General features: G+C 66.6%; 10 protein-coding genes. All 10 read left to right on the top strand.

Annotated elements, in window-relative coordinates:
- Window positions 1-111 precede the first annotated feature (111 nt).
- The 10 genes from N2602_RS21280 to bamA all read left to right on the top strand — a co-directional run bounded on the left by N2602_RS21280 (window position 112) and on the right by bamA (window position 13,153).
- The gene (locus N2602_RS21280; RefSeq protein WP_260379318.1) at window positions 112-2,742 is read left to right on the top strand and encodes a caspase family protein; all 2,631 of its coding nucleotides are present in this window, start codon (window positions 112-114) and stop codon (window positions 2,740-2,742) included.
- A 212-nt stretch (window positions 2,743-2,954) separates the two neighbouring features.
- Window positions 2,955-3,950: a 30S ribosomal protein S2 gene (locus N2602_RS21275; RefSeq protein WP_172783573.1), complete on the top strand. Its 996-nt coding sequence runs from the start codon at window positions 2,955-2,957 to the stop codon at window positions 3,948-3,950.
- Window positions 3,951-4,083: 133 nt separating this feature from the next.
- Entirely contained in the window at window positions 4,084-5,007 is a 924-nt protein-coding gene (gene tsf / locus N2602_RS21270) for a translation elongation factor Ts (RefSeq protein WP_124158103.1), read from the top strand.
- A 60-nt stretch (window positions 5,008-5,067) separates the two neighbouring features.
- Window positions 5,068-5,784: a UMP kinase gene (gene pyrH / locus N2602_RS21265; RefSeq protein WP_172783574.1), complete on the top strand. Its 717-nt coding sequence runs from the start codon at window positions 5,068-5,070 to the stop codon at window positions 5,782-5,784.
- A 69-nt stretch (window positions 5,785-5,853) separates the two neighbouring features.
- On the top strand, window positions 5,854-6,417 hold the full coding sequence (frr, locus tag N2602_RS21260; RefSeq protein ID WP_025036556.1) for a ribosome recycling factor: 564 nt from the start codon (window positions 5,854-5,856) through the stop codon (window positions 6,415-6,417).
- A 12-nt stretch (window positions 6,418-6,429) separates the two neighbouring features.
- Window positions 6,430-7,188 (top strand): isoprenyl transferase, encoded by a 759-nt coding sequence (locus tag N2602_RS21255; protein WP_172783575.1) that lies wholly within the window; start codon window positions 6,430-6,432, stop codon window positions 7,186-7,188.
- The gene (locus N2602_RS21250; protein ID WP_260379317.1) at window positions 7,185-8,027 is read left to right on the top strand and encodes a phosphatidate cytidylyltransferase; all 843 of its coding nucleotides are present in this window, start codon (window positions 7,185-7,187) and stop codon (window positions 8,025-8,027) included. The genes N2602_RS21255 and N2602_RS21250 overlap by 4 nt, the downstream gene beginning before the upstream one ends.
- Before the next feature lie 4 nt (window positions 8,028-8,031).
- A complete protein-coding gene (gene dxr, locus N2602_RS21245; RefSeq protein WP_172783577.1) occupies window positions 8,032-9,255 on the top strand; it encodes a 1-deoxy-D-xylulose-5-phosphate reductoisomerase in 1,224 nt (407 codons plus the stop codon).
- A gap of 44 nt (window positions 9,256-9,299) precedes the next feature.
- On the top strand, window positions 9,300-10,451 hold the full coding sequence (gene rseP / locus N2602_RS21240) for an RIP metalloprotease RseP (protein WP_172783578.1): 1,152 nt from the start codon (window positions 9,300-9,302) through the stop codon (window positions 10,449-10,451).
- 176 nt (window positions 10,452-10,627) lie between these two features.
- On the top strand, window positions 10,628-13,153 hold the full coding sequence (bamA, locus tag N2602_RS21235) for an outer membrane protein assembly factor BamA (RefSeq protein ID WP_172783579.1): 2,526 nt from the start codon (window positions 10,628-10,630) through the stop codon (window positions 13,151-13,153).
- Window positions 13,154-13,233: the final 80 nt, after the last annotated feature.

Raw genomic sequence — 13,233 nt, 5'->3', positions numbered from 1 at the left:
GGTGGCGGCGCCATGCCACCGCCCCAATCCGGGCATCTCGTTCAAGTGCCATTCAGCTGGCCGCGCGCCTGATACGCGGTGGCCACCTCAACAACAAAAGCGGGCACAGCCATGCGCGGGACGCTCAAAGTCTTACTCTGCCTTCTCCTGGCGGTCCTTGCCGTGGGCTTGCCGCAACAGGCGCGTGCCCAGCAGCAGGAAAAGCGCATCGCGCTCGTGGTCGGCAACGGCGCCTATGCCAAATCGCCGCTGGCGACCACCGCGAACGACGCCGGCCTGATCGCACAAACGCTGCAGGCGGCGGGCTTCGACGTGGTCGGCGCGCGCGATCTCGACGGCGACACGCTGCGCAAGAGCTTGCGCGATTTCATCCAGAAGGCCCAGGCGTCGGGGCCGGGCACCGTCGCGATGATCTATCTTGCCGGCTACGGCGTGCAGCTGGCCGGCGAGAACTATTTCATCACGGTCGATTCCAACATCAGCCGCGACACCGACATACCGACCGAGGCCTTGCGCATCAGTGACTATGCGCGCCAGCTCGCCTCGATTCCGCTCAAGGCCAATGTCGTGGTGCTCGACGCGGCCCGGGCGCAGCCCTTCATCGAGGGCGGACAGCCGATCGCGAGCGGTTTGGCGCTGGTCGAGCCGGAGCCGAACATGCTGATCGCCTTCAACGCCGCGCCCGGCACGGTGGCGCCGGAGGAGCCGGGGCCCTACGGCATCTATGCGCAGTCGCTCGCCGAGATGATCCGTACCGGCGGCCTGCCGCTGCCCGAGGTGTTCGACCGCGTCCGCCTGCGCGTCAACGAGGCCTCCAAGGGCGCGCAGGTGCCCTGGAACGAGCAGAAGATCTCGGCGCCATTCTCGTTCTTCGAGCGCGCGCCCGATGCGCCGCCGCCGGCGGCTGCGCCCGACCAGGTCGCCGCGATCCGGAGCAAGCCGATCCGCGATCTCGGCGTGCAGGATGCCTATGCCGCCGCGCTCGAGCGCGACACGCTGCCGGCCTATGAGGAGTTTCTCGCGGCCTATCCGAACGACCCGCTCGCCAAGCGCGTGATGGCGATCGTTGCCGCGCGTCGCGAAGCCATCACCTGGCGGCGGACCTACCGGACCGACACGCCGGAGGCCTATTGGTCGTATCTGCGCCGCTATCCGCGCGGGCCGCATGCGGCAGACGCACGGCGCCGCCTTGCGATCCTCACCGCGCCGCCCGAGCCGCCGCCGAGCTTCGCGATGATCGACTACGACGTGCCGCCACCGCCGCCGGAGGAGGTGGTCTATGTCGACCGTCCCGTGCTGTATTTCAGCGATCCCGATTTCGGTTTCGCGCCGCCACCGCCGCCGCCGGTCTATTACCTGCCGCCGCCGCCGCCGGATTTCGTCGTGCTGCCGCCGCCACTGCCCGTGGTCGGCCTGTTCGTGCTGCCGCAGCCGGTGTTCGTGCCGATCCCGGTATTCGTCAGGCCGCCGGTCTATGTCGCGCCGCCGCCGAACAACATCATCTATCAGAACATCCACAACACGACGGTCATCAACACCGTGATCAACCGCCCGCCGGCACCGCCGCCGGCCGCGGGGCCGGCGCCCGGACCGGGCAATCTGGCGCCGGCGGTTGCCGGCCGCGCCACGCCGGCAGGTCCGGCCGTGCCGCAGGCGGTGGTCCAGCGCGCCGCTCTGATCCAGCAGGGCAAGGCGCCGATGCCGCCGAGCGCGACGATCCAGCCGACGGCGAAGCCGGGTCTCGCGGCACCGGCTCCGGCCAATGTTGCGCCTGGCACGACGGCGCCGCCGCCCGCAGGCGCCAAGCTCCCGCAGGCCAATACGGTGCCGGCGCCGGGAGCGCCCGGCAGCCCGCCGGCCGGAGCGGCGCCCGGAGCTGGGACGCCGGGCGGCACACCCAGTCCGACCGCGACCGCGCCCGCCGGCAGCGCCGCTACACCCCCGCAAGCGCTGGCGCCGACCAAGCTGCCGCAGGCCAATACGCTGCCAGTGCCCGGCACCCCCGGCGGGCCGCCGCCGGCCGGAGCAGGGGCCGCGCCCGGGACTGTCCCATCCCCAGGCAAGCCCGCCGCGACCGCCACGGCGCCGAGCGGCAACGTCCCACCGCCGCAGCCGAACGCGGCTACGACGCCCAATCACCCACCGGCTTCCGGAAACGCGACGAATCCGTCCACGGCCCTGCCCAGGCCGGGGACAACGACCCCGCCTGTGCCAGACCTGCGCGGCAGGCCGGGCGGGCCTCAGCCGGGCGCTTTGCCGCCGCCGAGCGCGGCCACCGGCAAGCCCGCCGCCCCGACGGCGGTCAAACCCGTGACACCTCCGCCGCCACCCGTGGCGGCGCGGACACCGTCCGGAGTTCAGGATCGTCGGCCCGCACCAGCGCCACCGCCGCCGCAGGCCGGCAGGCCCGCCGCTGCGCCTCCGCATCCTCAGGCTCTGGCAAGGCCGGCGCCGCCGCCTCCGCCGCGGGTTGCGCCACCCCCGCCGCCGCGGGCCGCGCCTCCGCCCGTCGCCGTGGCGCGGCCGGCGCCACCGCCGCCACCTGTTGCCCGGCCGGCGCCGCCTCCGCCCGCGATGGCGCGGCCGGCACCACCTCCGCCGCCTGTCGCACGGCCAGCGCCGCCGCCACCACCTCCGGTCGCCCGACCGGCGCCGCCGCCGATGGCCGCAGCGCCGCATCCGCCTCCGCGGCCGGCCGGCCCGCCACCGAAGAGCTGCCCGCCGGGCCAGCCAAAGTGTTAGGAGGCTCAAGGGGCAGGGGACGCTCGGAAGCGAGCGCAGCCTAGAGGCGTCCCCAAAGGCCCGTTATTTCCTTGCTTCTGGCCGAAATGGCGCTATATAGCGCGCCATCTCACACGGAAACATGGCTCACAAGGCCGTCCGGTGGCAGCCGGGGCGAGAACGCTCCGTTTTGCTCACACGTTTCCGGAGGAACCAACCGGAGAACTAGAACGATGGCACTACCCGATTTCACTATGCGTCAGCTGCTGGAAGCTGGCGTGCACTTTGGTCACCAATCTCACCGCTGGAATCCGAAAATGGCTCCGTTCATTTTCGGCACCCGCAACAACATCCACATCGTCGACCTCGCCCAGACCGTGCCGATGCTGCACCAGGCCCTCCAGGCCGTCAGCGACACGGTGGCCAAGGGCGGCCGCATCCTGTTCGTCGGCACCAAGCGCCAGGCCCAGGACGGCGTTGCCGACGCGGCCAAGCGCTGCGCGCAGTATTTCGTCAATTCGCGCTGGCTCGGCGGCACGCTGACTAACTGGAAGACGATCTCGGCCTCGATCAAGCGCCTGCGTCACCTCGACGACGTGCTCTCGGGCGGCGAAGCCAATTCCTACACGAAGAAGGAGCGCCTGACGCTGCAGCGCGAGCGCGACAAGCTCGACCGCTCGCTCGGCGGCATCAAGGACATGGGCGGTCTGCCCGACCTGATCTTCGTGATCGACACCAACAAGGAAGACATCGCGATCCAGGAGGCCCAGCGGCTCAACATCCCGGTCGCCGCGATCGTCGACACCAATTCGGACCCCAAGGGCATCACCTATGTGGTGCCGGGCAATGACGACGCCGGCCGTGCCATCTCGCTGTACTGCGATCTGATCGCGCGTGCGGCGATCGACGGCATCTCGCGTGCGCAGGGTGATTCGGGCGTCGACATCGGAGCGTCGGCCAAGCCGCTCGCCGAAGAGCTGCCGGCAGCGTCCTCGAGCGGTTTCCAGGGCCTTGCGGGTCCCCGCGGCACCGCCGACGACCTCAAGAAGCTCCCGGGCGTGTCGGGTGCGATTGAGAAGAAGTTCAACGATCTCGGCATCTTCCACTACTGGCAGCTCGCCGAGCTCGACCACGACACCGCGCACACGATCGGCGAAGAAGTCGGTCTGCCGAGCCGCGCGGATGCCTGGGTGGCCAAGGCCAAGGCGCTGACCGCGGAAGCGGAATAGTCAAAAAGAGCGATGGGTTGGCCGGATAGGATCCGGCCACCATTTCAGTTGACGCGACTTCCTGAGATGGACCGCGGCGGGGCGATTTGATGCCGCGCCGCGGCAAACCAGCAGGCACAAAGGATTTTCAACGATGGCAACGATCACAGCTGCGATGGTCAAGGACCTGCGCGAATCGACCGGCGCAGGCATGATGGACTGCAAGGCAGCGCTCACCGAAAACGACGGCAACATGGAAGCTGCGCAGGACTGGCTGCGCAAGAAGGGTCTGTCCAAGGCCGCCAAGAAGTCGGGCCGCGTCGCGGCCGAGGGCCTGATCGGCGCACTCACCAAGGGCACCAAGGGCGTCGTGGTCGAGGTCAATTCAGAGACCGACTTCGTCGCCCGCAACGGCCAGTTCCAGGGCCTGGTCAAGATGATCGCGCAGGTCGCGTTCGACGTCGGCGCCGACGTCGAGAAGATCAAGGCCGCCAAGGTCGGCGACGTCACGATCGAAACCGCCATCAATGATGCGATCGCCACCATCGGCGAGAACATGACGCTGCGCCGCGCCGCCCAGCTCGAGGTGAGCCAGGGCGTTGTCTCGCACTATGTTCACGGGGCCGTCATCGAGGGCGCCGGCAAGATGGGCGTGATCGTGGCGCTGGAATCGCCGGGCAAGGCTGACGAGCTCGCAGCGCTCGGCCGTCAGATCGCGATGCACGTCGCCGCTGCCAACCCCCTGGCGCTCGATCCCTCCGGCCTCGATCCGGCCGTGGTCAAGCGCGAGAAGGACGTGCTGGCCGACAAGTACCGTCAGCAGGGCAAGCCGGAGAACGTGATCGAGAAGATCGTCGAGTCCGGCCTCAAGACCTACTACAAGGAAGTCTGCCTGCTCGAGCAGGCCTTCATCCACGACACCGGCAAGTCGGTGGCGCAGGCGGTGAAGGAGGCCGAGGGCAAGGTCGGCGGCGCTGTGAAGATCGCCGGCTTTGTGCGCTATGCTCTCGGCGAGGGAATCGAGAAGCAGGAAAGCGACTTCGCGGCCGAGGTCGCCGCGGCCAGCGGCAAGAAGTAAGCGCCGGAACGTTCCTTCCGGCGTGCCGCCGGAAGCGGCGCCCGGACAAGGAAAGTGCTCATGACTGATCCGGTCTATCGTCGCGTCGTGATCAAGCTGTCCGGCGAATATCTCGCGGGACAGCAAGGCTTTGGCATCGATCAGCCGACCGTCGACCGGGTTGCGGACGATCTGATCGCGGCCCGCCATCTCGGCACCGAGGTCGCGGTCGTAATCGGCGGCGGCAACATGGTCCGCGGCGTCGAGGTCTCATCCCGCGGGGTGTCGCGCACCACCGGCGACACCATGGGCATGCTCGCCACCATGATGAACTGCCTCGCGCTGGAAGCGGCGATCGAGCGCAAGGGCACGCCGGCTCGGACGCTGTCGGCCTTCGTCATGCCCGAGATTTCCGAGCTGTTCACCCGCACCGCGGCACACAGATACCTGGCCGAGGGCCGCATCGTGCTGCTCGGCGGCGGGACCGGCAATCCGTTCTTCACCACCGACACGACGGCGGTGCTGCGGGCCGCCGAGATCGGCGCGCAGGCGGTCCTGAAGGCCACCAATGTCGACGGGGTCTACTCGGCCGATCCGAAGAAGGATCCGACCGCCACGCGGTTCGACCGCCTGACGCATTCGCAGGCGATCGAGGGCGGCTACAAGGTGATGGATGCGACCGCCTTCGCGCTTGCCCGCGAGACATCGCTGCCTATCATCGTATTCTCGATCGCGGAGCCGGGCTCGATCGGCGCGATTCTGCGTGGCGTCGGCCACGGAACCATCGTCGCCGGCTGACGGCTCAACTGGCGCGCCCGAAAGGGAACGGCGCGGAGCGGTCGCCGGGATTTTGAAGGAGAAAACGTGATGGCCACGGGTAATTTCGACCTCAACGAAGTGAAGCGCCGCATGCAGGGCGCCGTCGCCTCGCTCAAGCACGAGCTCGGCGGCCTGCGCACGGGACGCGCCTCGGCCTCGATGCTCGATCCGGTGCAGGTCGAGGCCTATGGCAGCCACATGCCGCTCAATCAGCTCGCCACCGTCAGCGTGCCGGAGCCGCGGCTGATCTCGGTTCAGGTCTGGGACAAGTCGATGGTCAAGGCCGTCGAGAAGGCGATCGTCGATTCCAATCTCGGCCTGTCGCCGGCGACCGAGGGCCAGGTGCTGCGCCTGCGCATTCCCGAGCTTAACGAGGAGCGCCGCAAGGAGCTGGTGAAGGTCGCGCACAAATATGCCGAAGCCGCCAAGGTCGCCGCGCGCCATGTCCGCCGCGACGGTCTCGACGTGCTCAAGAAGCTCGAGAAGAATCACGAGATGTCGGAGGACGATCAGAAGCGTCACGCCGACGAGGTGCAGAAGGCGACCGACGGCACCATCGCCGAGATCGACCAGTTGCTGGCCGCCAAGGAAAAAGAAATCCTCACCGTTTAAGGCATCGCCTTCATGTCCAACGCCGCCGCGCCCGCAACGGAAGGACCCGACCGGTCCGAGGCGCCTGCGCATGTCGCCATCATCATGGACGGCAACGGGCGTTGGGCGGCCGCGCGCGGTCTGCCGCGCGCGGAAGGGCATCGTCGCGGCGTGGACGCATTGCGCCGTGTGGTGCGCGCCTCGCACGAGCTCGGCATCCGCTATCTCACCATCTTCTCGTTCTCTTCGGAGAACTGGTCGCGTCCGGCGAGCGAGATCGGCGACCTGTTCGGCCTGCTGCGGCGCTTCATCCGCAACGATCTGGCGAGCCTGCATCGCGACGGCGTCAAGGTCCGCATCATCGGCGAGCGCGAGGGGCTCGAGAGCGACATCTGCGCTTTGCTGAACGAGGCCGAGGAGCTGACGCGCGACAATACGCGACTGACGCTCGTCGTCGCCTTCAATTACGGCTCGCGGCAGGAGATCGCGAAGGCGGCGCGGAAGCTCGCCCGCGAGGTCGCGGAGGGCAGGCGGGATCCTGCCACGATCGACGCCGAGACGCTTGGCGCGCATCTCGACGCGCCCGACATCCCCGATCCCGATCTCATCATCCGCACGAGCGGCGAGCAGCGCCTGTCGAACTTCCTGATGTGGCAGGCCGCCTATAGCGAGCTCGTGTTCGCGCCGATCCATTGGCCCGACTTCGACAAGGCGGCGCTGGAAAGCGCGATTGCCGAATTTGCCAGGCGCGAGCGCCGTTTCGGCGGCCTGGTTGCGAAGACCGCCTCGTGAACGAACCCGATTCTGCACCGGTGGGCGCCAAGCCTGCCCCGAGCAATCTGGTGATGCGGGTCCTCGCGGCGCTGGTGCTGGCGCCGCTGGCCATTGCGATCGCCTATGCCGGCGGCTGGCTGTGGGCGCTTTTCGTCACCCTGGTCTCGATCGGGCTGTTTGCCGAATGGCTGATGGTGGTGGGCGCAGGATCGGCCGCACTGACCGGGGCGGGGACGGTCGTGATCGCCATGATGGGAGCCTCCGTCGCTTTCGGCGCGCTCAAGACCTCCGTCGTCACCGGCCTGATCGGCGGCGCGCTCGTGACGCTGATCGCGCGGGGCAAGTTCTTGTGGGCGGCCAGCGGATTTGCCTATGCGGCGGCGGCGCTGCTGGCCTCGATCCTGCTGCGCAAAGATCTCGTCAACGGCTTCTCCGCGCTGATGTTCGTGCTGCTGGTGGTCTGGGCGACCGACATCGGCGGCTATTTCGCCGGACGCAGCATTGGCGGTCCGAAATTATGGCCGCGCGTGAGCCCGAAAAAGACCTGGGCCGGCGCGCTCGGCGGTTTTGCGGCGAGCCTTGCGGTCGCCGCCGGCTTTGCCGCCTGCGGGATCGGAAAAGCGGTTCCACTGCTGCTCGTCGGCGCCGTCCTGTCGGTGGTGTCGCAGCTCGGCGATCTCTTCGAATCCGCCGTGAAGCGGCGCTTCGGTGTCAAGGATTCCAGTCACTTAATTCCCGGCCATGGCGGACTACTGGACCGCCTGGACGGTTTTATCGCCGCCATCCTGGCGGCATGGATTATCGGCTTTCTCCGCCATGGTGTGCATAGCGCCGGAAGCGGTCTTATGGTTTGGTGAGGATATGAGCGCCGTTCCCTTGCGTAACAACAGGCTTGCTGCGTCTGACATTCGCAGCGTCACAGTCCTCGGTGCCACCGGCTCGATCGGCGACAGCACGATGGACCTCTTGCGCGCCTCGCCCGAGCGCTACCGTGTCGAGGCGCTGACGGCGAACGGCAATGTCGCAGCGCTGGCCAAGCTCGCCAAGGAATTCAACGCGCGCTATGTCGCGATTGCCGACACCTCCAAGCTCGCCGAGCTCAAGGACGCGCTGGCGGGCACCAGCACCGAATGCGGCGCCGGCGAAAGTGCGGTGATCGAGGCCGGCGCGCGCCCGGCGGACTGGGTGATGGCGGCGGTGAGCGGCGCTGCCGGGCTGAAGCCGGCGCTTGCCGCGGTCGATCGCGGCGCGCATGTCGCGCTCGCCAACAAGGAGTGCCTGGTCTGCGCCGGCGACTTCTTCATGCAGCGCGCGGCAAAAGCGGGCGCCTGCATCCTGCCGGCCGATTCCGAGCACAACGCGCTGTTCCAGGCATTGAGCTCAGGCAATCGCGACGAGCTCGTCCGCGTCATCATCACGGCCTCCGGCGGTCCGTTCCGGACCTGGAAGCCTGCGGACATCGAGCAGGCGACGCTCGAGCAGGCCCTGAAGCATCCGAACTGGAGCATGGGCCAGAAGATCACGATCGATTCGGCCTCGATGATGAACAAGGGCCTTGAAGTGATCGAGGCGTCCTATTTGTTTGCGCTCTCGCCGGACGAGATCGACGTGCTGGTTCATCCGCAGTCGATCATCCACGGCATGGTCGAGTTTTCCGACTGCTCGGTCGTGGCCCAGCTCGGCGCGCCCGACATGAGGACGCCGATCGCCCATTGCCTCGGCTGGCCCGATCGCATCAAGGGCCCGGCCGCCAAGCTCGACCTTGCCAAGATCGGCCAGCTGACCTTCGAGGCGCCGGACTTCGAGCGCTTCCCCGGATTGCGGCTGGCCTACGAATCGCTCCGGACCGGGAAGGGCGCGACAACCGTCTACAACGCCGCCAACGAGGTTGCGGTCGCCGCCTTCATTGCCGGCAAGATCCGGTTCGGCGCGATTGCCCGGCTGGTCGAGGCGACGCTCGAGGATTGGATCAAGGGCGGCAACCAGGCGCCCCTGATGTCGGCGGACGATGCAATCTCTGTTGACCATGTTGCGCGAAATAGGGCCGCCGCCCTATTGCCTCAAATTGCCTTAAAGGCATCCTAGTTGGTTCGGGACCAGGGCCTTGCGGCGCTGGGTGAGGGAATTCGATGATCGACTTTTTCGTCCATAGTTTCAATACGTTGAGCCATGGGCTCCTCGGCTACGCGGTTCCCTTCCTGTTCGTCCTGACCATCGTCGTGTTCTTCCACGAGCTCGGCCATTTCCTGGTCGCGCGCTGGGCCGGCGTGCGCGTGTTAACCTTTTCGCTCGGTTTTGGCCCCGAGCTGGTCGGCTTCAACGACCGTCATGGCACCCGCTGGAAGATTTCGGCGATCCCGCTCGGCGGCTACGTCAAGTTCTTCGGCGACGAGAGCGAGGCCTCGACCCCGTCGGCCCAGACGCTGGCGGCCATGACGGCCGAGGAGCGCGCCGGCAGCTTCCACCACAAGAAGGTCGGCCCCCGGGCGGCGATCGTTGCGGCCGGGCCGATCGCCAATTTCATCCTGGGCGCGCTGATCTTCGCCGGAATGGCCCTCTATTACGGCAAGCCGAGCACGATCGCCCGGGTCGACGGTGTCGTCGCCGACGGCGCGGCGGCTGCGGCCGGCTTCAAGGTCGGCGACGTCGTCGTCCAGATCGACGGCAAGCCGATCGAGAGCTTTGCCGACATGCAGCGAATCGTTGCGATGAACGCCGGTTCGGCGCTTACCTTCCAGGTGAAGCGCGACGGTGCCATCGTCTCGCTGACCGCGACCCCGGCGCTGCTGGAGCGCAAGGACCCGTTCGGCAACAGCCACCGTCTCGGCGTTCTCGGCGTCGAGCACAAGTCGCAGGCCGGGGAGGCCTCGACCACCCCGGTCGGCGTCGGTGAAGCGCTCAAGATCGGCGTCGAGCAGGTCTGGTTCATCATCACCAGCACCTTCAAGTTCCTGGGCTCCCTCTTCGTCGGCCAGGGCAATCCGAACGAGGTCAGCGGAGTCCTGGGAATCGCGAAAATGTCGGGGCAGGCGGCCAGCGCCGGGTTCCAGTTCGTGATCAATCTCTGCGCGGTGCTGTCGGTCTCGATCGGCCTTTTGAATCTGTTCCCGATCCCGCTGCTCGATGGCGGCCACCTGATGTTCTATGCGGCCGAGGTGGTTCGGGGTCGGCCCCTGTCCGAGCGGACCCAGGAAATGGGGTTCCGAATCGGCCTTGGCCTCGTGCTGATGTTGATGGTGTTCGCGACCTACAACGACATCCTGCGGATGGCGGCTTCCTGATAGGGGCTTTTTTGTGGCGTTGCTGTTGAGCAACGTCTTGGAATGAAATTGAAATTACGGCGCTTTCGGCCGTTTGCGGCGTCGGCGAAATTGGCTACAAGCGGCCTGAACTTGGGGAATCTCCGGACCGGCGTTGGGGTTGGGTCTGGCACGGAATGATAAGGGCGCGTTGCGCGATGAAGTTTGGACTGCGACTCCGGGGGGGCTTGATCGCGACCCTGATCTTGTTCGGCGCGCCGGTGGTTGCCCCGGTTGGGGCTGTTTTCGTGTCTTCGTCTGCGCTCGCTCAGACCGTTCAGTCGATTTCCGTCGAAGGGAATCGCCGCGTCGAGGTGGAGACGATCCGCTCCTATTTCAAGCCGGGCCCGGGCGGCCGGCTGGATCAGGCCGCCATCGACGACGGCCTCAAGGCGTTGATCGAGACCGGCCTGTTCCAGGACGTCAGGATCAACCGCGGTTCCGGCGGCCAGCTGATCGTCTCCGTGGTGGAAAACCCGGTGATCGGCCGCATCGCCTTCGAGGGCAACAAGAAGATCAAGGACGAGCAGCTCACCGCTGAAGTGCAGTCCAAGGCACGCGGCACCTTCTCCCGCGCCATGGTGCAGTCGGACACGCTCCGAATCGCCGAAATCTATCGCCGCTCCGGCCGCTACGACGTGCGCGTCACGCCCGAGATCATCGAGCAGCCGAACAATCGCGTCGACCTGATCTTCACGGTCGAGGAGGGCGTCAAGACCGGCGTCCGGTCGATCGAGTTCGTCGGCAACAATGCCTTCTCGTCCTACCGCCTTCGCGACGTGATCAAGACGCGCGAAACGAATCTGCTGAGCTTTCTCGGCAGCGGTGACGTCTATGATCCCGATCGCGTCGAAGCCGATCGCGATCTGATCCGCCGATTCTATCTCAAGAACGGCTTCGCCGACGTGCAGGTCGTCGCGGCGCTCACCGAGTACGATCCGGAGAAGAAGGGCTTCAACGTCACCTTCAAGATCGAGGAAGGTCAGCAATACCGCGTCGGCTCGGTCGATTTCCGCACCAGCATTCCGAACTTCGATCCGAGCTCGATGCGCGGCTATTCGCGCATCAATGTCGGCTCGCTCTACAACGTCGAATTGGTCGAGAAGTCGGTCGAGGAGATGCAGATCGAGGCCTCCCGGCGCGGCTATGCCTTCGCCGTGGTGCGGCCCGGCGGCGACCGCAACTTCGAAGCGCACACCGTGTCCGTCGTGTTCAACGTCGACGAGGGCCCGCGCACCTATATCGAGCGCATCAACCTGCGCGGCAACACCCGCACGCGCGACTACGTGATCCGCCGCGAGTTCGACATCTCGGAAGGCGACGCCTACAACCGCGCGCTGGTCGACCGTGCCGAGCGGCGCCTGAAGAACCTCGACTATTTCAAAACCGTGAAGATCACGACCGAGCCGGGCTCGTCCAGCGACCGCGTCATCCTGATCGTCGACATGGAAGAGAAATCGACCGGCGACTTCTCGGTCTCGGGCGGTTACTCAACCACCGACGGCGCGCTGGCCGAAGTCTCGATCTCGGAGCGCAACCTGCTCGGTCGCGGCCTGTTCGCCAAGGCGTCGGTGACCTATGGCCAGTATGCCCGCGGCTACTCGCTGTCGTTCGTCGAGCCGTATCTGCTCGACTACCGCGTCGCGCTCGGCCTCGACCTCTATCAGCGTGAGCAGAAGTCCAACAGCTACATCTCTTACGGCACCAGGACGCTCGGCTTCTCGCCGCGACTCGGCTTCTCCTTGCGTGAAGATCTCTCGCTCCAGGTGCGCTACTCGATCTATCGGCAAGAGATCACGCTGCCGAGCTACTTGGCCAACTGTAACAACGACCCGCTGTCATCGGCATTCAACCCCAGTCCGGCCTACTCGGCGGCGACGGGTACGCCCTTGGCTGCATCCACCAACGGCCTCGGCTGCTACAACGATGGCGAAGCCTCGCTGCCGGTCCGCAAGGAGTTGGCCAACGGCAAGACTCTGACCTCGGCGCTCGGCTACACGCTGACCTACAACACGCTGGACAACAACAAGAACCCGACCGATGGTCTGCTCGTCGACTTCCGGCAGGACTTCGCTGGCGTCGGCGGCGACGTCTCCTATCTGAAGTCGGTGGTCGACGCGAAGTACTACACGCCGCTCGTCTCCGACATCGTCGGCCTCGTCCGCCTGCAAGGCGGCATGCTGAACAAGATCGGCAACGATCTGCGCATGCTCGACCACTTCCAGATGGGCCCGAACCTCGTTCGTGGCTTTGCCCCGAACGGCATCGGTCCGCGCGACTTGAACCCCTTCGGCACGCAGGATGCGCTCGGCGGCACCAAGTATTGGGGTGCTTCGCTCGAATTGCAGATGCCGTTCTGGTTCCTGCCCAAGGAAGTGGGTCTGAAGGGCGCGGTCTATGCCGACGCCGGCGGCCTCTACGACTACAAGGGACCGACGAGCTGGACCGCCACCAACGAGGTCAACGTGCCGGGCTGCATCCCGTCGACCATCAATCCGAACAGCACCGGGACCTGCACCGGTCTCGTATATGACGACAGCAAGGTCGTTCGCTCGTCGGTCGGTGTCGGCGTGATCTGGCAGTCGCCGTTCGGACCGCTGCGCTTCGACTACGCCGTGCCGCTCAGCAAGGGCAAGTACGACCGCACGCAGGAGTTCCGGTTCGGCGGCGGCACCACGTTCTAGTTCGATCAGCACGGCACGATCCGGATCGCCGGAGCCGGTTTCCGAAAGGGATCGTGCCGATCAAAGACATGAGGCATGAT

Source organism: Bradyrhizobium sp. NC92, from assembly GCF_025200865.1.
In the GTDB taxonomy this organism is placed as follows: domain Bacteria; phylum Pseudomonadota; class Alphaproteobacteria; order Rhizobiales; family Xanthobacteraceae; genus Bradyrhizobium.
The sequence above is the reverse complement of the archived record's forward strand: the minus strand, read 5'-3'. Positions and strand labels throughout refer to the sequence as shown.